The organism is Neobacillus camarae (genome assembly GCF_054950115.1).
Map to the genome: position 1 here is coordinate 113,663 of NZ_JBUCKX010000002.1, position 26,064 is coordinate 139,726.

Sequence of the window (26,064 nt, forward strand, 5' to 3'; positions counted from 1 at the left end):
CCTTTTTTGTTTAGCTTTGGGCAGCTCCCGCAACTTTTATCTTGTGGTTTTTATGCTGTCACACGATTGTTAGTTGAATACATCAGGTTATCCAGATAAAATAAAGTGATACGTATTGATAATGTTTAGAGGTGAAATGGTGAAGAATACTCGTTTGTTGACTGAAGGAGCCATGCTCTTGGCAGTTTTTGCGGTTCTATTATTAATAACGATTTATGTACCACTTATTGGAATGATTGCTAACTTATTTTTAGCAGTCCCCTTCATTCTGTTTGCTGCAAAGAATGAATGGAAATTATCCCTAGTATTTTTTATTGCCTCCATATTGCTTTCGTTTATCCTTGGTTCGACCCTGTCACTGTCAGTTGCGTTTGGCTATGGCATGACAGGAATTGTTACCGGATATCTCATTCAAAAGAAAAAAGACAGGATCATCATTTTATTAGCTGGGACCCTTATATTCCTAGTCAATATGATTGGGACTTATGTTATAAGTGCCGTGTTTCTTCATTTAAATATAATGAAGGAAATGATGGATGTTATGCAGGATTCCTTAAACAGTTCTGCCAATATGTTAAAAAAATTGGGCCAGGAAGCACAAGCTGAGCAAGCTTTGGAACAATATAAGAAGACACTTTCTTTGATTAAGACATTATTTCCAACCTTGCTGGTCATAACATCCGCATTAGCCGCCTTTATGACTCAATTGGTATCATTTCCAATTGTCAAGAGGTTCGGAATTGAAATTCAAAAGTGGAAACCTTTTAAAGAACTCAGTTTGCCGAAAAGTATTTTATGGTATCTGCTCATCATTTTAACGGCAAGTTTATTGTTGAACCCAGAGCAGGGTACTTACCTCTATACCGCCCTGTTAAATTTGACTTATACCCTGCAGTTTTTAATGGTGTTTCAAGGTTTAACATTTCTGTTTTACTTTTTCGACTTGAGAGGAATGTCCAAATCGGTTTCAGTCTTGCTGGCTATTCTCTCTTTCATTATTCCGATTTTTCTTTATATTATAGGGATATTAGGTATAATTGATTTAGGGTTTGATTTACGTAAGAAGCTTGGGAAAGATAATCGTTAGAAAATCTATTTTGGTGTACATATACTGCCTAAATGTTGAGTTGAATAAGATATAGAAACATTTGAACCCTTTGTTTAACGACTACTGGATTTAGGAGCTGAAAAACTTTGCCTGCATTTTTAGAAAAACGATCCATTCGTTACCCATTCTATGGGTTAATAGGCGTTACAGTGACACTTATCATCGTCCTGTCCTTATACAATTGGATCTTAAGCCTCGCTGGTCTGTTATTCATGTTTTTTCCGCTCTATTATATGTTTGTTATTGAGCAGCGGCAAAGAAAAGAAGTGGAGGAGTATATCTCCACCCTTTCTTATCGGATTAAAAAAGTGGGTGAAGAAGCACTGCTTGAAATGCCAATAGGAATCATGCTTATTAATGATGACTATGATATTGAATGGAACAATCCATTTTTATCATCCTTTTTTAAGGAAGATACATTGGTAGGCAAGTCCCTGTATGATCTTGCGGATAATTTGGCACAGCTGTTAAAACAGGATACAGAGACCCACTTCATCACCTTAAACGACAGGAAATTCCGTGTAGTCCACAAACGCGAAGAAAAGCTCCTTTACTTTTTCGATGTAACCGAACAGGCTAAAATTGAAAAAAGGTACCAAGAAGACCGTACTGTAATTGCTATCATTTTTCTGGATAATTATGATGATTTGACACAAGGTATGGATGACCAAATGCGCGGAAGTATCAATAACTTGGTGACATCCATCCTTAATAAGTGGGCCAATGAAAATGGGATGTTTCTCAAGAGAATCTCATCGGAACGATTTATTGCTGTTTTTAATGAAAAGATTCTTAGCCTTCTTGAAAAGGGGAAGTTTACGATTCTCGATGAGGTAAGGGAACAGACTTCTCAACAGAATGTGTCATTTACCTTAAGTATCGGGGTTGGTTCAGGGGTATCCACTCTGCCGGAATTGGGGATGCTGGCCCAATCGAGCCTTGATTTAGCCTTGGGAAGAGGCGGGGATCAGGTGGCTGTTAAGCATCCAAATGGCAAGGTGAAATTTTATGGAGGAAAAACCAATCCTGTGGAAAAACGCACGAGGGTTAGGGCTAGGGTCATTTCCCATGCATTGAGGGATTTAATCATTGCAAGTGATAAAGTGATTATCATGGGCCATAAAAACCCAGATATGGACTCGATTGGTTCTAGCATTGGTGTCTATAAAGTGGCTCAGATGAATCAAAAAGATGCCTATATTGTCATTAATACCAATGAATTGGATACAGGTGTCACACGATTAATGGAGGAAATCCGCAGCCAAGAAAAGCTGTACTCAAGATTTATTAATCCGGAGGCGGCTCTGGAAATAGCCAGCGAAAAAACGTTGCTTGTCGTAGTCGATACGCATAAGCCCTCGCTTGTGATGGAGGAACGGCTGCTAAGGAAAATCGACAACGTTGTGGTGATTGACCATCACCGCCGGGGTGAGGATTTCATTGCGAATCCATTGCTCGTCTATATGGAGCCATATGCCTCCTCCACTTCCGAACTGGTGACCGAATTTCTTGAATATCAGCCAAAACGAGGTAAAATTGAAGTGGTTGAGGCTACTGCCCTGTTAGCGGGAATTATAGTCGATACCAAAAGCTTTACGTTGCGAACCGGTTCCAGAACATTTGATGCGGCCTCTTACTTAAGGGCGCACGGAGCTGACACCATTCTAGTTCAGAAATTTTTAAAACAGGATGTTAATACGTATATTAAACGGTCGAAGCTGATTGAATCGGTCAAGTTTTATCGTGATGGAATCGCCATCGCAACAGGCGTCGAAAGCGAGTATTACGACCAAGTCACTATCGCACAGGCGGCTGATACTTTGTTAACCATGGATAAAGTGCTGGCCTCCTTTGTCATCTCCAAACGGAGTGAGGAGATGATTGGAATCAGTGCCCGGTCACTTGGAAATGTCAATGTCCAAATCATAATGGAAAGCCTGGGGGGCGGCGGCCACTTAACCAATGCTGCTACCCAGTTGACCGGCCTTTCCGTTGACCAAGCGGAAAACCGCTTAAAATTGGCCATTGATGATTATTTTGAAGGGAGCAAACAAGAATGAAAGTAATATTTTTAAAAGATGTTAAAGGAAAAGGTAAAAAAGGTGAGGTAAAAAATGTTGCGGATGGGTATGCACATAACTTCCTCATTAAGCAAGGCTTAGCGGTTGAGGCAAACAATGCCAATGTCAGCAGTCTAGAAGGGCAAAAGAAGAAGCAAGAAAAGGCAGCTGCTGAGGAACTGGAAGAAGCAAAAAGATTAAAAGAAGTGCTCGATAAAATTAAAGTAGAATTATCAACGAAGGCCGGTGAAGGCGGACGGATCTTTGGTTCCATTACAACGAAACAAATTGCAGAAGAGCTGCAAAAGAAACACGGCATCAAAATTGATAAGCGGAAAATGGAACTCAATGATGCGATTCGTACACTTGGACATACAAAAGTTCCGGTTAAACTTCACCATGATGTTACAGCAACACTAACGGTGTCGGTGAAAGAAGTAAAATAAGATTACTGATGTATCTTAAATACAAGAATCTGTTAACCGAAATTTTGTAACTCTGTTGAATGGAGCAGATAAGTTCGACTCCTAGAAAACCCTATGCCATTTTCTTTGTGCGTGGGAGATATGATGATGAATTTCAATATCCTGCGGGAGTACGGAGGCGTTCGCTGAACTTTCTTCGCTGCCATCAACAGCCAATTTAACAAAACTAAATACAAAAAATTTGCCAGTTCAAATTTTGGTTAATCATGATAAAATGAAATAGAAAGTACATGGAGATGTGATCGGTATAAACTGGTCACTTTTTTCTTTGAATCTATTTTGGACACGCACTTACTTATGGTTTGTATTGATAACCATTAAATAAAACTCTACGGTCAGTGCGGCAGCGCTGACGTTTTCTTAATGCAGTATTATATACCCCTTCAATAGGAGGTTTTTGATAGATGAGTGATTTGTTTGCAGACCGCATGCCCCCGCAAAATATTGAGGCAGAACAGGCTGTTCTTGGTGCGATTTTTTTAGAGCCGTCGTCTTTGACACTAGCTTCGGAGACTTTAATACCTGAAGATTTTTATCGGGCGGCCCACCAAAAAATTTACCACATGATGCTAAAACTAAGTGACCAGGGACAGGCAATTGACCTTGTAACGGTTACGGAGGAGCTTTCAGCGGCAAAATTGCTGGAGGATGTTGGCGGAGTCAGCTATCTAAGCGAGCTGGCAGCAGCGGTGCCTACTGCCGCCAATATGCAGTATTATGTAAGAATTGTGGAAGAAAAATCCCTGTTGCGCAGGCTGATTCGGACAGCTACCACTATTGCCACAGATGGATATACCCGAGAAGATGAAGTAGAAACTCTGTTAAGTGATGCGGAAAAAAGTATCTTAGAAGTCGCACAGCGGAAAAACGCCGGTGCATTTAAAAATATTAAAGATGTATTGGTCAACACATACGATAATATTGAATTAATGAATAACCGTGTTGGAGATATTACCGGGATTCCTACGGGGTTTGCGGAGCTTGATAAGATAACAGCAGGCTTCCAGCGGAATGACTTGATTATCGTTGGTGCCCGACCATCAATGGGGAAAACGGCTTTCGCTTTAAATATTGCCCAAAATGTGGCGGTTAAAGCGGGAGAAACAGTAGCTATCTTTAGTCTTGAGATGGGTGCGGAACAGCTGGTTATGCGTATGCTCTGCGCCGAGGGCAACATTGATGCCCAAAGGCTCCGGACCGGTTCACTTACCGATGAGGATTGGGGCAAGCTGACCATGGCTATGGGAAGTCTTGCAAGTTCTGGGATTTATATTGATGATACACCTGGTGTACGGGTGAATGATATTCGGGCAAAATGCCGCCGTCTGAAGCAGGAACATGGCTTAGGAATGATTATGATTGATTATTTGCAGTTGATTTTAGGAAGCGGCCGGTCAGGGGAAAACCGCCAGCAAGAGGTTTCTGAAATTTCCCGTTCATTAAAGCAGATTGCCCGTGAGCTTCAAATTCCTGTTATTGCGTTATCTCAGCTTTCACGTGGTGTTGAGCAGCGTCAGGATAAACGCCCAATGATGTCCGATATTCGTGAATCAGGAAGTATTGAGCAGGATGCCGATATCGTTGCCTTCCTTTATCGTGATGATTATTACGACAAAGAGTCAGACAACAAGAATATTATTGAAATCATTATTGCCAAGCAGCGTAACGGCCCGACTGGCACCGTGCAATTGGCATTCGTCAAAGAATATAATAAATTCGTGAACTTGGAGACTAGATTTGATGCTCCAGGGGCTTAGTTTGGGAGTCAGCTTAGGCTGGCTCCTTTTCTATATTCATAGATTGCTATTGATACGAACATAAATAAATAGATTAATATAAAATGTTCGTGTTTAATTGATTTTTAAGGATGGAATTGGTAAACTATAGTGGTGTTGAATATTATTTAGTCGGAAGCAAAATATTTGGAGGTGCCTTTATGTCATCAGTTGTCGTAGTTGGTACGCAATGGGGAGACGAAGGAAAAGGAAAAATAACAGATTTTCTTTCAGAAAATGCAGAAGTCATTGCCCGCTATCAAGGGGGAAACAATGCAGGCCACACCATTAAATTTAACGGGGAAACCTACAAATTGCATTTGATTCCTTCAGGAATTTTTAATAATCAAAAAATCAGTGTAATCGGAAACGGCATGGTCGTCGATCCTAAGGCACTTGTTGAGGAACTTGCTTATTTGCATGAACATGGCATTTCAACAGATAATCTTCGCATCAGTAACCGTGCACATGTCATCCTTCCTTATCATTTAAAATTGGACGAGGTCGAGGAAACACGTAAAGGTGCCAATAAAATTGGAACCACGAAAAAAGGGATTGGTCCTGCTTATATGGATAAGGCTGCACGTGTCGGCATCCGCATTGCAGATCTGTTAGACCGTGAAGTATTTGAAGAAAAGCTGGAGCAAAACCTGGCTGAAAAAAATCGTTTATTTGAACGAATTTATGAAACAGAAGGCTTCAAAAAGGAAGATATCTTAGATGAGTATTACGAGTACGGGCAGCAATTCAAGCAATTTGTTTGTGACACTTCGGTCGTATTGAACGATGCTCTGGATGAAGGCAAACGGGTGCTATTTGAAGGTGCTCAAGGGGTCATGCTGGATATTGACCAAGGTACGTACCCATTTGTTACATCCTCCAATCCTGTTGCAGGCGGCGTTACAATCGGGTCAGGTGTTGGGCCATCAAAAATCACTCATGTTGTTGGGGTTTGCAAGGCCTATACTTCCCGTGTCGGCGACGGTCCGTTTCCAACAGAATTATTCGATGAGATTGGAAGTCAAATCCGTGAAGTTGGCCGTGAGTACGGCACGACTACAGGACGTCCACGCCGAATTGGCTGGTTCGACAGCGTGGTTGTCCGCCATGCCCGCCGTGTCAGCGGTTTGACCGACCTCTCCCTCAATTCAATTGACGTGTTAACTGGAATTGAGACGCTTAAAATTTGTACGGCATATCGCTATAAGGATGAGATTATCACCGAGTATCCAGCCAGCTTAAAGGTTCTATCGCAGTGCGAGCCAATCTATGAGGAGCTTCCTGGCTGGACTGAGGACATTACCGGGTGCAAGTCTTTGGACGAGCTGCCTGCCAATGCCCGCCACTACGTTGAGCGCGTGACCCAGCTTACCGGGGTTCCGTTGACCACCTTCTCCGTTGGCCCGGATCGCAATCAGACCAATGTCGTCCGCAGCCCTTGGAGACAGATCTAACACCATATTCATGCCCTCTAAATTAGAGGGCATGAGTATTTTTTATAACTTTTTTTAAAAAGATGTTGCACAATATGTCGAATTCATGGTATTATAAAAAACGTCGCTGAGACATAGCGATAAAGTAACGAGCCATTAGCTCAGTCGGTAGAGCAACGAGCATAGCATCCATGATTTTACAGCGAGTTGTACACGCCGAGCCGCTACTTGAATTTACTTCCTGAGGCGGGGACATCTGACTCTACAATTTTTATTGTGGGGACAAACTTAATAACGAGCCATTAGCTCAGTCGGTAGAGCATCTGACTTTTAATCAGAGGGTCGAAGGTTCGAGTCCTTCATGGCTCACCATTTAAATACTTCAATGGCCCCTTGGTCAAGCGGTTAAGACACCGCCCTTTCACGGCGGTAACACGGGTTCGAATCCCGTAGGGGTCATCGGCATTTGATTGTTGGCGAGTGACTGGCAAGGACGGTTTCCTTGCTGACAATCAATTTATGGTCTGGTAGTTCAGTTGGTTAGAATGCCTGCCTGTCACGCAGGAGGTCGCGGGTTCGAGTCCCGTCCAGACCGCCATATACATAAATGACAAATGGCTCAGTAGCTCAGTCGGTAGAGCAAAGGACTGAAAATCCTTGTGTCGGCGGTTCGATTCCGTCCTGAGCCATTAAAAACAGAAGCTTGCAATTGTGCAGGCTTCTGTTTTTTTATGCCTATTCTCCTTGCTGTAATATGGGTGTAACAAATGTGACTAAAATTTCCCATTTTGCTATCCACTTCGCACTATCCTGCAAAAACGTGAATCTCCATCTAATGGACCCACCAAACCCATAGAACGAAAGGGTTTCCCTGAAAAATACCCAAGTGAAATGCAGGTATATATTACTACAATATTTCGTGAAATGTTGAAAAATGTCAGCTATTATACATTTTTGTTACATTATAGAGATTTTTAAACTTTTTAAAAAATTTTATGATAAATTTAATACAGCTTAAAACTTGAATACCTTTTCATAAATAATTTTACTAGTTTGATAGGAATTTTTTCGTGGTTTAGGAGGGAAAGAATGTTTTCTTTCAATAATAGATTTTCATCAAAAAAGCAGGTCGTGTTAAAAACAGCAATCGCTTCCCTGTTGGCAGCATCGGTTATTGCCTTTAGTAATGGCCCGGTCGCAATGGCTACTTCATCAAAATTAACTACCATTTATCATGTATATGCAAATGGTACCTACCTAGGCAATGTCACTGATAAAGAAGTACTGGATAACCTGATAACCGAAAAGGTCGATTCTGCAAAAGAAACTTTTAAGAATGCAAATTTTAACATAAACTCACAAGTCCAATACATACCTGAACAAGTGTTTCGTTCATCATCTGAAGTGAATAACTTGGAGACTATCAATAATCTAAACAGCTCGTTTCAAATTCAAGCTGAGGCTGCAGCCATTGTTATTGATGGCCAGCCTGTTGTTTACTTGGATAATAAAGAAACAGCAGAACAGGTGATTCAAAACCTTAAACTTCAATACGTTCCTGCGGACCAGCTGCTTGAATTGGAAGCAAGAAAAGCCTCCTCGGATTCTCTGCCACCGCTCCAGGAAAATCAAACTCGTCTACTAGACGTTCGTTTTTCAAAAAATGTTTCAGTTGAAGACAGAAAAATTGCGCCTGAAAGTATTATGACCTCTGATGAGGCAATTGCCTATCTGCAGCGGGGGACGCTAGCGGAAAAGAAATATGCTGTTCAGACAGGGGATGCCATAGAATCCATCGCCCATCAGAATGGGTTAAAAACGAGTGAGCTGCTGGCGTTAAATCCTGGTTTGACCGAGGATTCACTTTTACAAATCGGACAGGAAATCAATGTGACGGCTCTGACACCATTTGTGGAAGTAGTGGTCGACAAGGAAACAAACCAAAGAGAAGAAATACCATTTGCTCAGCAAACCAAAGAAGACGCATCGATGGACAAGGGTGAAACAAAAGTAGAGCAACAGGGTCAGAATGGAGCGAAATCCGTTACGTATTCCATCTCTGAGCAAAATGGCGTTGCCATCAAAAAAGAACAAACAAGTGAGCAAATGATCCAGCAGCCGGTTGATGAAGTTGTTGTGAAAGGAACAAAAGTCATTCCTTCCCGCGGCGAGGGCAGCTTAGCCTGGCCAACCGTCGGCGGTTATGTATCCAGCCAAATGGGCTTTCGCTGGGGCAAAAAACATAAAGGAATTGATATCGCAAGGCCGAGCAGCCGAACTATTAAAGCCGCGGATAATGGCGTGGTCGTTTCTGCCGGCTGGGATAATGGCGGCTATGGCAATAAAGTCATTATTGACCATCAAAATGGAATGCGAACCCTATATGGCCATATGGAATCGATTAATGTGAAGCCTGGCCAGACGGTCTCAAAAGGGGCGAGCATCGGGGTGATGGGAGCCACCGGTGATGCCACGGGAGTCCATCTTCATTTCGAAGTAACCGTAAACGGCAGCTTGGTAAACCCGATGACTTATTTAAAATAGGCTCTTTTAAACGGTAAATTTTTTTAAAAAATCCTGTTGATTGGAGCGGAGGGTGCTCGACTCCTGCGGGTGCACGAGGCCGGGGAGGCTTCCCGGCACGCCTGCGGGTTCGCTGCAATCAACAGCCAAATTTAAAAGAACCTAAAAATAAGAAAGTCTCTAGCGATGCTAGAGATTTTTTTTGCATATGTATTTAACAAATGTTGCTAATAGGTGAAAATAGGCAGAAACAGTGGTAAAGTAAAATAGTATAGTTATGACTATTACCTGTTTAAAAGGACAGCAAGTGACCCACTGATAGTGCCTATCTAAGCAACTTATTAGCCAAAATGAAATAAAAGCGAAAAGGAGCAATGTTATGGAAAAGAAAATTCTTGTTGTCGATGATGAAAAACCAATTGCAGATATTTTACAGTTTAACCTAAAAAAAGAAGGTTATGACGTTTATTGCGCTTATGATGGAAACGAGGCTCTACGCCTTGTAGATGAAGTTCAGCCCGATTTAATTCTTTTAGATATTATGCTGCCAATGCGGGATGGCATGGAAGTTTGCCGTGAAGTCCGCAAGAAATATGAAATGCCCATTATTATGCTGACGGCAAAAGACTCGGAAATTGATAAGGTCCTCGGTCTTGAACTGGGTGCGGATGATTACGTGACGAAGCCGTTCAGCACACGGGAACTGATTGCACGGGTCAAAGCGAACTTGCGCCGCCATCAGCAGATTGCTGTGCAGAGTGAAGCGGAAAATGAAACAAATGAACTGGTGATTGGTTCACTTGTGATTCATCCCGATGCCTATATTGTCTCAAAACGTGGTGAGACCATCGAGCTGACTCACCGAGAGTTTGAGCTGCTGCACTATTTGGCTAAACATATCGGCCAGGTCATGACAAGAGAACATTTATTGCAAACCGTTTGGGGCTATGACTATTATGGCGATGTAAGAACCGTGGACGTTACCGTCAGACGCCTTAGGGAAAAAATTGAGGACAGTCCCAGCCATCCTGCTTGGATCGTAACACGCCGGGGTGTGGGCTATTATTTACGCAATCCTGAACAGGAGTAATTTTAAATGAACAAAGTTGGTTTCTTTCGTTCCATAAAAGTAAAATTTGTTCTCATCTATGTCCTCCTTATACTGGTGGCCATGCAGATCATCGGGGTTTACTTTGTCAGACAGCTGGAGGACACGTTAAGAACCAACTTCCAGACTTCCATTAAACAGCGGGTTGATTTGTTGAGCTATAATATCCGCGAAGAAATGGAAAAGCAAAGGACATCAGATGACCCCCCATTAGAAGAAGATATTAACAAGTTGTTAAAAGACTTTGATACCGGTGATATTTCCGAAGTGCAGGTGATTGAAGGCAGGTCGTTAAAGATCCTCGGCACCTCGCTGCCCGGAAACCAGGACATGGTTGGCCAAAGAACAACTGTCCTCCGGATCAAACAATCGATGGTAATGGAAGAGGATCAAAGCACCATTCAAATTAACCCGAAAACCGGGGAACGGGCATGGGTCCTTGCTACTCCGATAAAATCCGGCAAAAAGGTGATCGGGGCGATTTACCTGCATGCAAAAATCGAGAGTGTGTTTCAACAAATGAACACCATTAATAGGATTTTTGCCACAGGGACAGCAATTGCTTTGTCCATTACCGCCGTTTTAGGAATACTGCTTGCTCAGACAATTACTAAGCCAATTACCGATATGAGAAAACAAGCTTTGGCTATGGCAAAAGGCAACTTTTCCCGTAAGGTTAAAGTATATGGCCATGATGAAATTGGCACGCTTGCCATGACCTTTAATAATTTGACCAAAAAACTTCAAGAAGCGCAGGCCATGACGGAAGGGGAACGGAGGAAATTATCATCCGTGCTGTCCAACATGACCGATGGTGTCATTGCCACGGATCGGAAGGGACGGGTCATGCTCATCAACGAACCGGCAGCGGAGATGCTGGATGTTTCACGTGAAACAGTGATGTCGCAATCGATTATTTCCTTATTGGATTTGGATGATACCAATACCTTTGAGGATTTATTAGAAGAAAAGGAATCCATCATTTTGGATTACAGTACGAAATCCGAAGCCTATATCCTAAGAGCTCACTTTTCCGTGATTCAAAAGGAGACCGGGTTTGTCAACGGGTTAATTTGTGTGCTTCACGATATTACCGAGCAAGAAAAAATTGATGAGGAGCGCCGGGAATTTGTGGCGAATGTCTCCCATGAATTGAGAACACCGCTAACAACCATGCGGAGCTATCTTGAGGCATTGGCGGACGGGGCGTGGCGCGACGAAGAAATCGCTCCGAATTTCTTGGAAGTGACCAGAAATGAAACGGAAAGAATGATACGACTGGTAAACGACCTGCTGACCTTGTCAAAAATGGACGGTACCGATTATCAGCTGAAAGTGGAATGGGTCAACTTCGTGGATTTCTATAACCGAATCATTGACCGGTTTGAAATGGCCAAGGAGCAAAACGTCTCATTTAAAAGAGTACTGCCTGATCATGCCATATGGGTTGAAGTGGATGAGGATAAAATGACTCAGGTTTTATACAACATTATCTCCAATGCGCTTAAGTATTCCCCAGATGGAGGACAAGTCACATTCTCGATAGAAGAAAAGAAAGACCAAATCATGGTCAGTGTGTCGGACCAAGGTATGGGAATTCCAAAAGAGAGTATTGGAAAAATATTCGACCGATTCTACCGTGTGGATAAAGCTAGAACCCGAAAGATGGGTGGCACCGGTTTGGGTCTTGCTATTGCGAATGAAATTGTCAAAGCCCATGGCGGGAATATTTGGGCAAAAAGTAAAGAGGGGAAAGGAACAACGATTTCCTTTTTGCTGCCATATGAGTGGACTGAAGAGGATGAATGGTCATGAGTTATGAAAATAGCAAATCGATAATACTGGCGATTTTGGTTGCAATTAGTATTCTTTTGACTTGGAACCTTTGGACCTACCATCCCAATTATGAAAAACTTGAAAACAGCAAAGTTGTTGCGGAAGTCACCTTAAGCGAGAAACAAGAAGTACAAACCATTATCAAGCCGGATATGGTTTTATACCATGCAGATAGCGGCCTTTACGGCACCAATGATGCGGGAGAACTTGATAAAGTCATTAAGGAACTGGGTAAGTGGTCTTTTTTTGATTTGAAAAATTATCAAGTTGAAGAAGGAAAAGTAAAGGAATTACTCAACGGCAAAGGCAAGGCGGAAATCATTTTTTCGGATGATGTGCCAATTGAGATTTACCGCAGTGTGATAAAAATTGAGGAGAAAAAGGTACCTGCGTTTACCTTTGACCGAATGATTATCAATGTGGAGAATTCCGAAAACGATAACGGGGATGTTTATTTTGTCAACACAGAAACCGGACAGGCTTATATCAGCCACATCTCCCCCGCCAATTTAAACGGATTTAATAAGGAATTTTATAAAAATTCGGCGAGCCTTCCGCATTATTATGCCTTCGATGCTTCATCAAGCCGGACTATTTACCTGCCGGAGAGCGAAACAAAAATGAATACCTATAAGTATTTGCCGAAAACGGTGGACTCTGAGGAATTCAAGGAGGCTCTTTTCAGCGACCCAAGCTATGTCCAAAAAAGTACAGTTCCTCCTTATGAAGAGTATACCAACAACTCCAGCAAGTTGAGCATTAACCTAGAAACAAACATCCTTACCTATGTAAACCCGACCACTGAGGATAGGTATGTGGAGAACTCTTACGAATTGGTCAAGCGGAGCATCGATTTTGTCAATGAGCATGGGGGCTGGACAGACCCGTATCGGTTCGTTTCGAAAGATGAGTTTAACCGGTCAGTTACGTTTCGGCTATATACGACGGATGGCTACCCTGTGTTCAACGACCGCGGCCTCTCGGAAATTTCCGAGGCTTGGGGCAGGAATGAAATCACTACCTATACGCGCCCAAATATTTCACTGGAACTGCCTTTAACGACAGAAATGCAGATGGTGACCCTCCCGTCCGGACATGAGGCCCTATCTTATTTGCAAAGCAACAAGAACTTCAAGCCAGAGCTTTTGGAACAGTTGGTATTGGGCTACAGGATGGAACGGGAAGCCGAAGAAAACCGTTTAGTCCTGTTAGAACCTGCTTGGTTCTACCGCTACAATAATACCTGGGGCCAAATCACAATGGAAGAGCTGGGAGGTCCGGCAAATGGATTGGAGTAGAATTAAAACCATCTTCATCATCACCTTCTTAATATTGGATGTGTACCTGCTCTTTCAATTTATGAAAAGCCGAGATAATAATAATTATGAAGTGATAACGGAAGCCACAGCGGAACAAAAGCTAAAGGACGACCAGATTAGCTATGGGGAGCTGCCGACTGTCCAAATCAAGGCACAATATCTTAGTGCCAAACCAAAGGTATTTACGAAAACCGAGATCAGCAAATTAAAGAACCAGACGGCTTCCTTAAATGATTCGGGTACCACTTTGCAGGTTTCGCTGGACAAGCCTGTTCAATTAAGTGAGAAAATGGCGCCTTCCGAAGTACAAGACTTTTTAAGTGACAACGTACTGAATGGACAGGATTATCAGTATTGGGAAACCAATCAGAAAAAAAATGTGATTACCTGCTATCAGCAATATGAAAATTCTCCTTTATATCAAAATATCAACGGAATGATTACCCTGGATTTGAACGAGGAACACCAAATTGTCTCCTACCAGCAGACCTATCTTGGGGATATTCAGAAGATGTCAACCAAAAAGGAAGAAATCATCCAGGCCTTAAAAGCGATTGAAACACTGCATCAAAAGGGAGACATCAAATCTAAAAGCAAAATCACCAAGGTTGAACTTGGCTATTCGACCCTGGTTCAATTAGCCGCCTCCCAAGTGTTGGCGCCAACCTGGCGTATTGTCGTCAATAATAAGGAAAGTTTGTATGTGAATGCCTTTGAAGGCGAAATTATTAATTTTAACAGCGATGAAAATACGAGTGTGGAGTGAATTGCAATGTCATTACGATATAGTATTCTAGCGAGCGGGAGCACGGGGAATGCTCTCTATGTGGAATCGGATGAACATTCCTTCCTTGTGGATGCCGGTTTCAGCGGCAAGCAAATGGAAGCATTGTTCCAGCAGATTGACCGCGAGATTAGCAAGCTTTCCGCGATCTTTGTGACCCATGAGCACAGTGACCATATAAAAGGCATTGGCATTCTCGCCCGCAAATATAAGCTTCCAGTTTACGCCAATGAAAGAACGTGGCGTGCGATGGAAAGTAACGTTGGGGTGATCCCCACGGAGCAGAAATTTGTTTTTGATATGGAGACAGTGAAGAGTTTTGGTTCAGTGGATATTGAGTCCTTCGGCGTTTCCCATGACGCAGCGGAACCTATGTTTTATGTTTTCCATCAATCCGACAAGAAACTGGTTTTGATTACCGATACAGGGTATGTCAGTGATCGGATGAAAGGGATTATTTCCAACGCCGATACGTATATATTTGAGTCAAACCATGATGTGCAGATGCTGCGGATGGGCCGGTATCCATGGAACATTAAGCGAAGAATCTTAAGCGATGTTGGGCATGTGTCCAACGAAGATGCCGCCCTTGCCATCGGTGACGTTATCGGTGACCGGACGAAGCGGGTGTATCTGGCCCATTTAAGCCTTGATAATAATATGAAAGACTTAGCCAGAATGTCTGTAGCCCAGACACTGCAAACGCAAGGCTTAATGGTCGGCGAACAATTTGACCTGTATGATACCGATCCAAAGATTCCAACCATCTTAACAGCTGTTTAATGAACGTGGGGCCGTTATATTAAACTGGCACCCTTGTCAAGGACACTATAAAAAAAGAGATTAAGCAGCTAAAAGATGATCCCTATATTGAATAGGGGTCATTTTTTCTAAATTCCATTGATAGCGATAATTGTTATAGTAAACCATGTAATGATTTATTTTTGACTTCAGTTCCTTTAATGTTCTTGCAGATTTATAATCCACATCATCCTTCAGGTGGCCGAAGAAGGATTCTTGAGGGGCATTATCCCAACAGTTGCCTCTTCGTGACATGGATTGGCCCAAGCCATATTCCTTTAATAGCTTCTGGTATCTTGGGCTTGTATAGTGACTTCCTTGATCCGAGTGGATAAAGGCCTCTTCATGGATTGTAATTTTCTTGTTATTCATCAATTTATGGATTGTCTGGGTGGCGATGTCCAGTGTGATGCGATCAGACACATGGTAAGCTAGGATTTCATTGGTGGAGGCGTCTTTTACGGTCGACAAATAAGCCATACAATTCCCGTTATATGGAAGATAAGTGATATCCGTAAGTAACACTTTTCCAGGGATTCCTTGTTTGAATTCCCTGCTTAATTTGTTTGGGACAACTTGATGTTCTTTTGTTGCTTTTGCGATTTTTTTATAAGGATTGGGTTTTCGGTGAGGACAAACAATTCCATATTTCTTCATAATCCTCCGTATCTTTTTACGGCTGAAGTTAATATCAAACTCATTCTCCAAAATCATTTTAATGGACCGTGAGCCTTTCTTATATCCCCGCCGATTAAAGGCCTTTAGGATGATTTCTTTCGCTTCGAGGTCCAATTTTTCCCTTGCTTCCCTGGCAGAGGAAGCCTTTAAGTAGCTGTAAAAACCGGAACGTGAGACCCCTAGGAGATCACAGAAATACCTGGTCATCCCCTTGAATTCATGTTGGTCAATAGTCTCTTGGATTAAGTGATATGCTTTATTCGGGTTTAGATTTTCGCTTGCGTTTAGCAGCCTCCTTTCTGTCGTTTCGTACTTTTTTAACAGCTCCACCTGTCCTTCCAGCAGCTCGATTCTGGCTTTTTGCCTTTCAATCACTTCGGAGGGTGTGAGCTCACGCTTTAAGGGCCTGCCGGAAGCCGTTTTCCTCGAATCTGTAAGCCCAATCAAACCATTCTTATCATAAGCCTTTTTCCACCTGTGGGCTGATTGTTCAATTCGTTTTATTCCAATCATATCAACGTTGAAGCCGTTCTCCGCAAAAATCTGACGAGGGAGTTTGCCGGCCAAATATTCATCTATAAATCTATTCTTAAAATCGTCTGTATAGGTAATAGACCGCTCACTGACACGGTGTACATTTGGATTCTTTTTAAGTGTATTTATCTCTGTAATTGAAAAAGTTATTTTACTCATGTTGTCCCCTAGTCCCTTAATTCTGAAATTCAAGTATATAAAAAATACCTGCAGGTGAACACTCTTTTTTTCAAGTGTCCTACCTGCAGGTACCATTGTATATTGAGCCTCACGTTTTTTTTTTATAGATTCTGTTAATTTGACTGTTAATTTCCACTCCAGCCGCTCAGCAAACCTGCGGGCGTGCTAGGGAGACTCCTCGGCGCTAGAGGGCGCCTTTGGGGTCTCCCCAGCCCCGTAATTCCGCAGGAGTCCAATCAACAGAGCTATTGTATGCGAAAAGTTGTGTCTTATGGCGAACAAATGGCTTAAATTTTATTAAAAATTTTCCTCTGGAGTATAATGGTAATGACAAGCCAAAATATAGACTATGAATCATTTCGGAGAGAGGAATGGTGAATATGGGCTACTATGATGATTTTCCACAGAATCGTTATCAAGAACCAAAAAGGAAACGAAGAGGAATCTTTTTCGCCAGCCTAGTGGGGGCAATTGCAGGAGCCCTGCTGGTAATTATGGCAATACCTGCCCTTTCTGAAAGCGGGGTCTTGCCTTATCAAATAGAAACAGGCAGAAGCCAAAAAAAGACCGATAACAGCGGCCAAGGTCAGACCCAAACGGAAAAGCGGCAAATTTCCTATGATGTCCAAACGGATACAACGGATGCTGTTGAGAAGACGGCTGATGCTGTAGTCGGGATTACCAATATCCAGTCTTCATCAGGTTTTTGGTCGGGTACCACCGGGACTGAGCAAGAGGCTGGAACTGGTTCAGGTGTCATTTATAAAAAAGCAGACGGCAAGGCGTTTGTGGTCACCAACCACCATGTGATTGAAGGGGCAGCCAAATTGGAGGTCAGCTTGTCAGACGGCACCAAGGCACCGGCAACGCTGCTTGGCAGCGATATGTGGACCGACTTGGCAGTGCTCTCCATTGAAGATACAGATGTAAAAAAAGTAGCGGAGTTTGGGAACTCGGACAGTCTTAAGATGGGTGAACCGGTAATTGCCATCGGGAACCCGCTTGGTCCCACCTTTTCTGGCTCCGTCACGCAAGGAATTATTTCCGGTCTCAAACGGACCATTCCCGTAGATATCAATCAGGACGGTGTCGAGGACTGGCAGTCGGAAGTGCTACAAACGGATGCGGCGATCAATCCCGGTAACAGCGGAGGTGCATTGATCAATATGGCCGGGCAGGTAGTCGGGATTAACTCGATGAAAATATCCCAGGAGGCCGTGGAAGGCATCGGTTTATCGATTCCCATCAACTCCGCAAAACCGATTATTAATGACTTGGAAAGTTACGGAGCGGTCAAAAGGCCATATCTGGGTGTGGACTTAAGGTCGGTGGACGAAATTCCTGCTTATTATCAGGAACGGGCTTTAAAATTGCCTAGTGATGTAAATGATGGAGTAGCCATTCGTCAAGTGGTTTCTGGGTCACCTGCGGATGTTGCTGGGTTAAAGGAATTGGATGTGATTGTGGAGTTGGACGGCAAAAAGATCACCGATGTGATTGAACTCCGAAAGCATTTGTATCAGGATAAAAAGGTGGGCGAGCAGATGAAGGTGACCTTCTATCGAAGTGGCAATAAGCAGGAGGCAACCGTAAAGCTCACGTCAGAGGACACGGATTAGGCATTTTGGCAGGAAGGTTAGGCAACCTTCCTGTTTTTATTGTGTTATCATTATGAAGGTTGTTAGCTTGCATGGAATGACAATCGAAGAAACGTAAAAACTAAAGATAATATAAAAGATAAGGGTGGTTTGTGACATGATTAATTGCTGCGAAGAACATGTGGAACTTGCATTGGATGTGGTTGTGAATGAGTACGAAACTTTTCCGGTATTAACAAAAATAGATGTGGATAACTTATCAACAACGTGTGAATTTTGCCAAAATCAAGCTGTATATATGGTGGCGAACAAATGATTCCATACCAAATGTGGATAAAAATTGTGAATATGTGGATAACTTCTGTGGATATCTTGTTTGTAAACTGTTTGTAATTAATTTATAAAGGGCTGTGGATTGTGAATATCTCCATTATTACGGTTGGAAAACTGAAAGAGAAATATTTAAAACAGGGAATAGATGAGTATTTAAAGAGATTATCGGCCTATGCCAAGGTGGATATAATCGAAGTCGCCGATGAGAAAGCGCCGGAAGAACTGAGCGAGCTGGAAATGTTGCAGGTGAAACAAAAGGAAGGCGAACGGATTTTGGCAAAAATAAGCCAGGATACATATGTGATTGCGTTGGCGATTCAGGGGAAAATGCTATCATCTGAGGAACTGGCGGATACATTAGATAAGTTAGCGACATATGGAAAAAGCAAATTTTCGTTTGTAATCGGAGGATCTCTAGGGTTAAGTGATGAGGTAATTAAACGGTCCAACGAGCAGCTGTCGTTTTCCAGAATGACTTTCCCGCACCAGCTGATGCGGCTGATTTTAGTGGAACAGATTTATCGGGCATTTCGAATTAATCGGGGGGAACCTTACCATAAATAGGTGCAGTTTTTTTACAATATTAACCTTTATGATATTAAAGACATGAATACACTTTAGAATTAACTATTTCACTAGCTCAGTACTTAAACGCAATATTAGGGGATAACTTCTCTCATTTAGTTTACAGTTCTATTAAATAATACTAATTGAATTAATATCAAAGGTCCTATACGATGAAAAGTCGTATAGGACCTTCTCTTTTTGTTTAGATATTCAATGAGATGTATTATTTCTATTTTGAGAAGGATTTTTTATCTTCAGTTAGAAATATAATTATAGTAGAAATAGGTAATAAGAACTAAGGATAATCATTTGGTGATTGAAACGCTTCACACTAAATAAAAAGGATGGGGACCTTTTTAAATTAGCTAATGCATGAAATATTCTTGGGGTTTCATCTAAGGAATTTGTGGATTAATTTAGTGGAAAAAGCAATAAGATGATATATAAAGGGGGAATCAGTAGTATGTTTATCGGCCATTATTCAGTTAGCTATGCAATCAAAAAGAAGGAATCCGGGATTCCTTTATGGCACTTGTTTCTTGCCACTCAGTTTGTGGACGTTTTTTGGTGCGTATTCATATTTTTAGGAATAGAAAAAGCGGATACCCATACTGGTTTACCAGGTAGCCACATTCATTTGGAGTACATGCCATATACTCACAGTTTAATTGGCTCCTTCATTTTGTCTGTAGTAATGTTCTTCATCTATCGTTATCTTCCCACCAATCGAAACAAAGTTCGGATAACCACTAAATCACTGCTAATGGGCTGTGCCGTTTTTTCACATTGGTTATTAGATCTAGTTGCTCATAATAAGGATCTTCCTTTAGTAGGGAATTCATTTAAAGTTGGTTTTGGATTATATAACAGTGCTTTTTGGACTTTTACGGTTGAAGCCATTTTACTAGGAATCGCCATGCTGATTTACTCCTATTCTTCAAATCTCAAAAAAGGCTACCAGTTGCTAATATTTTACTTGTTTTTGTTGTTCTTGAATGCTGCAACTGTATGGGGACCTGCAGCACCAAATGAGAAGGTTGCAGCTGCGTTTCTTTTTATATGTTATATGTTATTTGCATTTATTTCTTCAAGAATTGAAAAGGTAAGTCAGCTGAGTATAAAGGTGAATGCATGAAAGCACGAAGAGTGTTAATTGGAATCCTTATAATATTACTTGTTCTTCTAATTCTCAATGGCTTTTCTTTTCAATCCTTAATTGATACGGTTTATTCTCCAAATATTAAAGAGCTTAAAATGAATAGCCCATCTATTAAAAAAGGCATGAAAGTGAATGTTTATATCCCACCCAATTACAGCACTAAAAAGAAATATCCTGTACTTTATTTACTTCATGGCAAAGATGGAAATCAAAATAGTTGGATGTATGGTTTTTTAGGAATAAGTGCAATAAATATACAGCAAAAAGCCGACAAACTGATTAAAGAACATAAAATACAGCCCTTAATCATTGTGTCTCCACAAATTGATAACAGTTATGGAGTGAATTCCTTATATGAAACAAAGGAGTACAAGGACTATAGTAAAGGTATGTATGAAGATTATATCGTTCATGACCTAATACCTTATATTGATAAACATTTTAGTACACTGACTACTCGGGAAAACCGCTTTATTGGCGGATTATCGATGGGTGGCTTTGCAGCATTACATATTGCATTTCGACATCCTGATTTATTTAGTAAGGTGGGAGGGCATAGTCCAGCTTTACGGAAGGATCCGGCTTCTGGAACAGATATCTCTTGGTTATTCCCCAGTCAGAAAGAGCGGGAAGAACGGGATCCATTATATTTGGCAAAAAACTTAAAACCAGGTGAGCTTAAAATATATTTAGACAATGGAGAAAAAGACCATGATTGGCTGATTGAAGGTAATGAAATATTAGTAGATACACTTAAACAAAAAGGAATAGATGTTCAATATAAAGAAAGCCCAGGTGGGCATGACTATAAGTATTGGTCATCACAGACTAAAAATTATCTTATGTTTTATGCTGGAAATCACTGAAGCGTCAATACTTCAATATTCCCTTTTAAAATCTCCCATATGGAGTCTTTCCTTGCTTTTTTCAAGAAAACGCCACTTAGATAGGTGCGGTGAACCTTATCATAAGTAAATAAGGTGTGTATCTCCCCCCTATCCTTCCAAAAGGGCAGAAACTGCGGATTACACTTCCAATTGCAATATTATTAAATTAAAAATGAATCGGAAAGTTTATTTAAGAGGAGGTCGTTCATTTGAAAGCACTTGTGTTTAATACATTTGGAGGACCGGAAGTGCTCGAATATCTTGAAATTGCGGATCCAGTTATCGGACCGGATGAAATATTGGTAAGGATGAAAGCCATTGGCTTGAATTTTGCAGATATTTATAGAAGAAAAGGGAACTATCATCTTTCTGGCACTCCCCCGTTTATTTTAGGTTATGAAGGAGCAGGAGTCGTTGAAAAGACGGGAGCTAATGTCCAAGAAATCAGCGTTGGCGACCCTATTGCATTTGCTGATGTCCCATATGCGAATGCGGAACTAGTGGCTGTTCCGAAGGAAAGAGCCATTCCTCTTCCAGAGACTATTTCATTTGAAGAGGCAGCTTCCGTTTTGCTGCAAGGCTTGACTGCCCACTATCTAACCAAGGATAGCTATTCGGTTAAGGAAAATGATATCATTCTGGTTCATGCGGCAGCAGGGGGCGTTGGACAGCTGCTCGTTCAAATTGCAAAGCTCCTCGGCGGCAGGGTCATTGGGCTAACCTCCTCTATGGAGAAGGCATCCGCAGCTAAGAAAGCTGGAGTGAATCAGGTTTACTTGTACTCGGATGATTGGAAAAGAGAAGTGTTGAAGGAAACAAACGGAAATGGTGTGGATGTAGTCTATGACTCAGTAGGCTCCACGCTCGAAGACAGTTTTGCAGCCACTCGCATTGGGGGAACGGTCGTGTTTTTTGGAATGGCAGGGGGAGACCCTGCTCCAGTTGACCCAAGAATGTTGATGGATACATCAAAGACTTTAACTGGCGGGGATCTTTGGAATGTCCTCACTTCCCATGAGGAAAGGGCAGCCCGTTCAGCTGAATTGTTTCGTTGGATAAAAGAGGGGAAAGTAAGGGTATCTGAGCCAACGATATTTGCACTGCGAGATGGCTGCAAAGCGCATCGTTTACTAGAAAGCCGCAAAAGCACGGGGAAAATCTTGTTAAGACCATAAAAAGATGAGCTATGTTAGTGAATAAACCTCATTTAGTTATGACACGGTGAACCGTACCATAAGTAAATGAGGTTTTCTATTCCCATTCTTATGAAACAAAAAGGTGAAAATGAGCTTTTACCCCATGAACTCTGTCTATACATAAACGAGCTTGTCTACATATCATACCTAGAAGGTTAATATTTAGAAAGAAAGCAGGTAGATTAATGGGACAAGATGTAAAAATCATGTCTTGGGATCTCTATCTTGGCGCTGATGCAACCATAATTATAGGGGCCGCTCCTGAACAAGTTCCGGAAATTGCCACAAAAATATACCGTCAAGTACAAGCTACGAATTTTCTGAAACGAGCAAAGGCGATCGCCAAACAGGTTTCCAAGAAACATCCTGACTTTATTTGTCTTCAAGAAGCAGTGATATGGCAGATATTATCTCCTCCTGGCTTTGAACCGGAGATTCACTTTGAGTATGATTTTCTTAAAATACTAATGGAGGCACTTGAAAATAGAGGTCTGAAGTATGAGGCTGTTGTGATTAATCAGAACCTAGATATTGTGGTGCCGACTAGTGAAGGGTTCCTTCTTCATTTAATAGATCGTAGTGTCACTCTTGTAAAGAAACATTCTGGTTTTACCATCTCTAATGCCAATTCCGGCCGATATCAAGCAGTTTTCCTAGCTCCCATTGGCGGCCAGTTTATCCCTATTCCCAGAGGCTGGGCATCTGTTGATGTAAGGAAAGATGGGAAGAGGTTCAGATTAATGACGACTCATCTCGACCATGATTCAGAGACAATACGCGATCAACAAGCAGCAGAGCTCGTACAGCTCACAAATGGGGTTGATCTCCCTCTGATTGTAACAGGGGAATTTGAATTTGATGCGGATAGCAGTCCCCCTCCTTCATCGTACCTTTTATTTCTAAATGCAGGTTTTGATGATGCTTGGAATATTGCAGGGGAAGGTCCTGGGTTTACATGCTGCCAGGATCCCGATTTATTAAACCTGGAATCGGGGCTTAGCTTTAGGCCGAATTTAATTCTTTTTCGTGGTGACTTGAATGTGAAAAGGATGGATCTCGTTGGGGAAAGCCAAAATGACCGCACTTCGAATGCTCTTTGGCCGTCTAATGCTGCGGGGCAATTCGCTAGATTTATTTACTAGATAAGAAAGAGTCAAAAAGCAAACTCAAAGTTTCAGAGGAGTGTTAACTGCTCTACCCCGAAATGCCAGGGAATAGCATGAATAACTAGAAGATCAATATATTTAATAAGAAAGTAGGTAGAAAGAGGAATGGGAGTAAGAGTAAAGGGACAACAAGTAAGAGTCATGACTTGGGATCTCTATTTTGGCGCTGATGCTGAAATCATCCTTAATACCACCCCTGAACAAGTCCCGCCAGCTGTTACAGAAATTTACCGGCAAATACAAGCTACAAATTTTCCTAAAAGAGCAAAAGCGATTGCCAAACAAGTTGAAGAGAAAAATCCTGATTTTATTTGTCTCCAAGACGCAGCGATATGGCAGCTATTTTCACCACCTGGATTTGAGCCCGTGATCCAATTTGAATACGATTTTCTTGATATTCTTCTGAAAGAGTTAAAACATAGAGGCTTGAATTATGAGGCCATTGCGTTTAATCAGAACTTAGACATCGATGTTCCGGCAAGTACCGGGTTTATCCTTCATTTCACAGATCGAAATATCATTCTCGCAAAGAAAGATTCAGATTTTGCCATCTCCAACATAAAATCCAGACAATATCAAGCTCATTTTCTAGCCCCCATTGGCGGCCAGTTATTTATCGAACCTAGAGGCTGGGTTTCTGTAGATGTAACAAAGGGTGGGAGGAAGTTCAGATTATTGACGACTCGCCTTGACTTTGATTCAGAGGAAGTACGGGAACAACAAGCTGCGGAACTTGTACAACTCACCAATGCGGCTGACCTCCCATTGATCATAACCGGGGATTTTGGATTTGATGCTACTATCAATCCACCACCGTACCTCTTATTTTTGAATGCAGGTTTTAAAGATGCATGGACCATTGCGGGGGAAGGCCCCGGGTTTACGTGTTGCCAGGATTTTGATGTCTTAAACCTGGAATCGATGCTTAGCAGAAGATCAGATTTCATTCTTTTTCGTGGCAACCTAGTTGTGAAAAAGAATGATATAGTTGGAGAAAGCCAGAATGATCGGACTCAGAATGCCCTTTGGCCATCTAATTCTGCGGGGCTCGTTGCTGATTTTTTGATTTTCAAAAAGAGGCATTAAAGAAAAATGAATGTCTTTGACCTTATTTCCATAAGTGCCAGGATAGCAGACAGGGGATTCCTTAAAAACCGGGATCCCTTGTTTTCCTATTTTTTTTGAGCCTATTTAGTAAAGAAAGTCCCATGCCCCTTCATTTAATGGGGGGACTATTTACTTTCTATAGTGTCCATAAGAAAAATATGTTATTATCATGATTTAATGCAAAGTTACACAACCCCCACACTTGAATGACAGCATTAATACTGTCTTCATTAACAGTAATCTCTTCGTAGGGGTAGTCATTTTGCATTTCACATAACCATTCTTTTGTTAATTCTTCAAGATCAGATTTTTTTAAACTGGAAAAATAGCTTATCCACTCATTGTTTATTAGAAAAAGTCCACAATCTTCTTGATCCACTAGAACTTCAAGATATTCGCTCAATAAAATAGCTTCTTGTTTGTTAAATTTTGATGCCGATATAGAAAGAGTATCTAGATCATCAGGAGATAAATGAAGAGATAAATCAGCACATTGAATTACGTTATTATGAAGTTTGCTAGTGTCAAACTCTTTCACTGCATCAATAATCTTTTCGTCGTTACCAACCAAAAATTCCATGATTAATCCCATGGATACCTTCACCGCATTTCTATATTTTTTATAATCCTACAATATAGAGTGGTGAAAAAGAAGCAATTATCTTTGTTCTTTTACTCAAACCTATAATAAAAAGGCAGTTTGTTTTAAAGAATAATAAAAGTCTTATTATCTGTCATGTTGGAGCCAATTTGCGGGTTCTCCAAGGGATATTGGCCTAGATAAGGATTCATGTTAAATGGAAAAACATCACTCACAGAGAGACAATACATAAATTTATCCGTAGCTTTTATAGAAGGTGGGATATTATATGAATAACGATATGGTGATAAGACAAGTGGAAGTAGTACGAGCCATTACGCTCCAAAGGGTAGAATCGATTACAGAAGATATGGCTGATATTATGCCTAAGGGATTTAACAATACAATTCGTTGGAACGTTGGTCATATATTAATTGTTCAGGAACAGCTTGCCTCGAACTTTGCAGGATTGCCGCAGCAACTTTCTCCGGAATTTGTCACCTTATTTGGCAACCGGACGAAACCAAGTGAATGGCAAGTAGAACCTCCAACATTGCAAACCTTATCCTATGAATTAAAAAAGCAAACGGCCTACATCAAGGAATCCCTGGGCAGCCGCCTGCAGGAAAAAGCAATAAAACCCTTTGTACGGCTTGGCTTTAAGATGGAAACAATCGGAGAAATACTCACATTTAGTTTACACCATGAAGGAATGCATACGGGAATTATTTACGCGATTCAACGGGCAATTGAAGGTTCCAACAATTAAAAATGCAGTGGAGGATGGCAAGCCATTCCCTTTTCTTGGTATTATTTTGAACGAATATAACTTAAAATAAGCGAGCAG

Annotated in this window: 22 protein-coding genes and 4 tRNA genes; 24 read left to right on the forward strand and 2 right to left on the reverse strand. The window is 41.5% G+C overall.

The genetic code is table 11. The annotated features are described in order from the left end of the window. Positions 1-136 precede the first annotated feature (136 nt). The 15 genes from ACY8D0_RS08330 to ACY8D0_RS08400 all read left to right on the forward strand — a co-directional run bounded on the left by ACY8D0_RS08330 (position 137) and on the right by ACY8D0_RS08400 (position 15,214). Complete coding sequence (locus tag ACY8D0_RS08330; RefSeq protein ID WP_462410055.1) at positions 137-1,087, forward strand: YybS family protein; 951 nt, start codon at positions 137-139, stop codon at positions 1,085-1,087. 107 nt (positions 1,088-1,194) lie between these two features. Beyond that, entirely contained in the window at positions 1,195-3,168 is a 1,974-nt protein-coding gene (locus tag ACY8D0_RS08335; protein ID WP_462410056.1) for a DHH family phosphoesterase, read from the forward strand. After that, the gene (rplI, locus tag ACY8D0_RS08340; protein ID WP_462410057.1) at positions 3,165-3,614 is read left to right on the forward strand and encodes a 50S ribosomal protein L9; all 450 of its coding nucleotides are present in this window, start codon (positions 3,165-3,167) and stop codon (positions 3,612-3,614) included. The genes ACY8D0_RS08335 and rplI overlap by 4 nt, the downstream gene beginning before the upstream one ends. Before the next feature lie 443 nt (positions 3,615-4,057). Next, entirely contained in the window at positions 4,058-5,410 is a 1,353-nt protein-coding gene (dnaB, locus tag ACY8D0_RS08345; protein ID WP_462410058.1) for a replicative DNA helicase, read from the forward strand. Between the two features lie 179 nt (positions 5,411-5,589). Then, positions 5,590-6,882, forward strand: a complete 1,293-nt coding sequence (locus ACY8D0_RS08350) for an adenylosuccinate synthase (RefSeq protein ID WP_462410059.1) — start codon at positions 5,590-5,592, stop codon at positions 6,880-6,882. A gap of 275 nt (positions 6,883-7,157) precedes the next feature. After that, positions 7,158-7,233, forward strand: a tRNA-Lys gene (locus tag ACY8D0_RS08355). A gap of 15 nt (positions 7,234-7,248) precedes the next feature. Continuing rightward, positions 7,249-7,320, forward strand: a tRNA-Glu gene (locus ACY8D0_RS08360). Between the two features lie 62 nt (positions 7,321-7,382). Beyond that, positions 7,383-7,459: transfer RNA gene (locus ACY8D0_RS08365), tRNA-Asp, on the forward strand. Positions 7,460-7,477: 18 nt separating this feature from the next. Continuing rightward, positions 7,478-7,550 (forward strand) — tRNA-Phe (locus ACY8D0_RS08370). Between the two features lie 400 nt (positions 7,551-7,950). Beyond that, positions 7,951-9,405: a peptidoglycan DD-metalloendopeptidase family protein gene (locus ACY8D0_RS08375; protein ID WP_462410060.1), complete on the forward strand. Its 1,455-nt coding sequence runs from the start codon at positions 7,951-7,953 to the stop codon at positions 9,403-9,405. A 358-nt stretch (positions 9,406-9,763) separates the two neighbouring features. Next, on the forward strand, positions 9,764-10,474 hold the full coding sequence (gene yycF, locus ACY8D0_RS08380; protein ID WP_462410061.1) for a response regulator YycF: 711 nt from the start codon (positions 9,764-9,766) through the stop codon (positions 10,472-10,474). Between the two features lie 6 nt (positions 10,475-10,480). Next, complete coding sequence (walK, locus tag ACY8D0_RS08385; RefSeq protein WP_462410062.1) at positions 10,481-12,307, forward strand: cell wall metabolism sensor histidine kinase WalK; 1,827 nt, start codon at positions 10,481-10,483, stop codon at positions 12,305-12,307. After that, positions 12,304-13,626 (forward strand): YycH family regulatory protein, encoded by a 1,323-nt coding sequence (locus tag ACY8D0_RS08390; protein ID WP_462410063.1) that lies wholly within the window; start codon positions 12,304-12,306, stop codon positions 13,624-13,626. Before walK ends, ACY8D0_RS08390 begins: the two co-directional genes overlap by 4 nt. Then, on the forward strand, positions 13,613-14,413 hold the full coding sequence (locus tag ACY8D0_RS08395; RefSeq protein WP_462410064.1) for a two-component system regulatory protein YycI: 801 nt from the start codon (positions 13,613-13,615) through the stop codon (positions 14,411-14,413). Before ACY8D0_RS08390 ends, ACY8D0_RS08395 begins: the two co-directional genes overlap by 14 nt. A gap of 6 nt (positions 14,414-14,419) precedes the next feature. After that, complete coding sequence (locus ACY8D0_RS08400) at positions 14,420-15,214, forward strand: MBL fold metallo-hydrolase (protein ID WP_462410065.1); 795 nt, start codon at positions 14,420-14,422, stop codon at positions 15,212-15,214. Positions 15,215-15,274: 60 nt separating this feature from the next. Here ACY8D0_RS08400 and ACY8D0_RS08405 read toward each other — a convergent pair whose 3' ends face one another. Beyond that, positions 15,275-16,603 (reverse strand): IS3 family transposase, encoded by a 1,329-nt coding sequence (locus tag ACY8D0_RS08405; RefSeq protein WP_462410066.1) that lies wholly within the window; start codon positions 16,601-16,603, stop codon positions 15,275-15,277. A gap of 401 nt (positions 16,604-17,004) precedes the next feature. Between ACY8D0_RS08405 and ACY8D0_RS08410 the strand changes: the two genes are divergently transcribed. The 8 genes from ACY8D0_RS08410 (at position 17,005) to ACY8D0_RS08445 (ending at position 24,616) form a co-directional block, all read left to right on the forward strand. Beyond that, positions 17,005-18,243 (forward strand): S1C family serine protease, encoded by a 1,239-nt coding sequence (locus ACY8D0_RS08410; RefSeq protein ID WP_462410067.1) that lies wholly within the window; start codon positions 17,005-17,007, stop codon positions 18,241-18,243. A gap of 136 nt (positions 18,244-18,379) precedes the next feature. Beyond that, a complete protein-coding gene (locus ACY8D0_RS08415; protein ID WP_462410068.1) occupies positions 18,380-18,538 on the forward strand; it encodes a CxxH/CxxC protein in 159 nt (52 codons plus the stop codon). Positions 18,539-18,639: 101 nt separating this feature from the next. Next, positions 18,640-19,119: a 23S rRNA (pseudouridine(1915)-N(3))-methyltransferase RlmH gene (rlmH, locus tag ACY8D0_RS08420; RefSeq protein ID WP_462410069.1), complete on the forward strand. Its 480-nt coding sequence runs from the start codon at positions 18,640-18,642 to the stop codon at positions 19,117-19,119. Between the two features lie 466 nt (positions 19,120-19,585). Further along, complete coding sequence (locus ACY8D0_RS08425; protein ID WP_462410070.1) at positions 19,586-20,257, forward strand: hypothetical protein; 672 nt, start codon at positions 19,586-19,588, stop codon at positions 20,255-20,257. Further along, on the forward strand, positions 20,254-21,147 hold the full coding sequence (locus tag ACY8D0_RS08430) for an alpha/beta hydrolase (RefSeq protein ID WP_462410071.1): 894 nt from the start codon (positions 20,254-20,256) through the stop codon (positions 21,145-21,147). Before ACY8D0_RS08425 ends, ACY8D0_RS08430 begins: the two co-directional genes overlap by 4 nt. A 230-nt stretch (positions 21,148-21,377) precedes the next feature. Further along, the gene (locus tag ACY8D0_RS08435) at positions 21,378-22,343 is read left to right on the forward strand and encodes a quinone oxidoreductase family protein (RefSeq protein ID WP_462410072.1); all 966 of its coding nucleotides are present in this window, start codon (positions 21,378-21,380) and stop codon (positions 22,341-22,343) included. Positions 22,344-22,549: 206 nt separating this feature from the next. Further along, the gene (locus ACY8D0_RS08440; protein ID WP_462410073.1) at positions 22,550-23,506 is read left to right on the forward strand and encodes an exonuclease/endonuclease/phosphatase family protein; all 957 of its coding nucleotides are present in this window, start codon (positions 22,550-22,552) and stop codon (positions 23,504-23,506) included. Between the two features lie 129 nt (positions 23,507-23,635). Next, entirely contained in the window at positions 23,636-24,616 is a 981-nt protein-coding gene (locus ACY8D0_RS08445; protein ID WP_462410074.1) for an exonuclease/endonuclease/phosphatase family protein, read from the forward strand. Positions 24,617-24,773: 157 nt separating this feature from the next. Here ACY8D0_RS08445 and ACY8D0_RS08450 read toward each other — a convergent pair whose 3' ends face one another. Then, complete coding sequence (locus ACY8D0_RS08450; RefSeq protein ID WP_462410075.1) at positions 24,774-25,229, reverse strand: hypothetical protein; 456 nt, start codon at positions 25,227-25,229, stop codon at positions 24,774-24,776. A gap of 277 nt (positions 25,230-25,506) precedes the next feature. Here ACY8D0_RS08450 and ACY8D0_RS08455 point away from each other — a divergent pair, with 277 nt between their 5' ends. Further along, positions 25,507-25,986 (forward strand): DinB family protein, encoded by a 480-nt coding sequence (locus tag ACY8D0_RS08455; protein ID WP_462410076.1) that lies wholly within the window; start codon positions 25,507-25,509, stop codon positions 25,984-25,986. Positions 25,987-26,064: the final 78 nt, after the last annotated feature.

Coding starts and splice junctions, on each gene's coding strand:
- ACY8D0_RS08330 (WP_462410055.1), top strand. CDS start 137: ATGGTGAAGAATACTCGTTTGTTGACTGAAGGAGCCATGCTCTTGGCA.
- rplI (WP_462410057.1), top strand. CDS start 3,165: ATGAAAGTAATATTTTTAAAAGATGTTAAAGGAAAAGGTAAAAAAGGT.
- dnaB (WP_462410058.1), top strand. CDS start 4,058: ATGAGTGATTTGTTTGCAGACCGCATGCCCCCGCAAAATATTGAGGCA.
- ACY8D0_RS08350 (WP_462410059.1), top strand. CDS start 5,590: ATGTCATCAGTTGTCGTAGTTGGTACGCAATGGGGAGACGAAGGAAAA.
- ACY8D0_RS08375 (WP_462410060.1), top strand. CDS start 7,951: ATGTTTTCTTTCAATAATAGATTTTCATCAAAAAAGCAGGTCGTGTTA.
- yycF (WP_462410061.1), top strand. CDS start 9,764: ATGGAAAAGAAAATTCTTGTTGTCGATGATGAAAAACCAATTGCAGAT.
- walK (WP_462410062.1), top strand. CDS start 10,481: ATGAACAAAGTTGGTTTCTTTCGTTCCATAAAAGTAAAATTTGTTCTC.
- ACY8D0_RS08390 (WP_462410063.1), top strand. CDS start 12,304: ATGAGTTATGAAAATAGCAAATCGATAATACTGGCGATTTTGGTTGCA.
- ACY8D0_RS08395 (WP_462410064.1), top strand. CDS start 13,613: ATGGATTGGAGTAGAATTAAAACCATCTTCATCATCACCTTCTTAATA.
- ACY8D0_RS08400 (WP_462410065.1), top strand. CDS start 14,420: ATGTCATTACGATATAGTATTCTAGCGAGCGGGAGCACGGGGAATGCT.
- ACY8D0_RS08405 (WP_462410066.1), bottom strand. CDS start 16,603: ATGAGTAAAATAACTTTTTCAATTACAGAGATAAATACACTTAAAAAG.
- ACY8D0_RS08410 (WP_462410067.1), top strand. CDS start 17,005: ATGGGCTACTATGATGATTTTCCACAGAATCGTTATCAAGAACCAAAA.
- ACY8D0_RS08415 (WP_462410068.1), top strand. CDS start 18,380: ATGATTAATTGCTGCGAAGAACATGTGGAACTTGCATTGGATGTGGTT.
- ACY8D0_RS08425 (WP_462410070.1), top strand. CDS start 19,586: ATGTTTATCGGCCATTATTCAGTTAGCTATGCAATCAAAAAGAAGGAA.
- ACY8D0_RS08430 (WP_462410071.1), top strand. CDS start 20,254: ATGAAAGCACGAAGAGTGTTAATTGGAATCCTTATAATATTACTTGTT.
- ACY8D0_RS08440 (WP_462410073.1), top strand. CDS start 22,550: ATGGGACAAGATGTAAAAATCATGTCTTGGGATCTCTATCTTGGCGCT.
- ACY8D0_RS08445 (WP_462410074.1), top strand. CDS start 23,636: ATGGGAGTAAGAGTAAAGGGACAACAAGTAAGAGTCATGACTTGGGAT.
- ACY8D0_RS08450 (WP_462410075.1), bottom strand. CDS start 25,229: ATGGGATTAATCATGGAATTTTTGGTTGGTAACGACGAAAAGATTATT.
- ACY8D0_RS08455 (WP_462410076.1), top strand. CDS start 25,507: ATGAATAACGATATGGTGATAAGACAAGTGGAAGTAGTACGAGCCATT.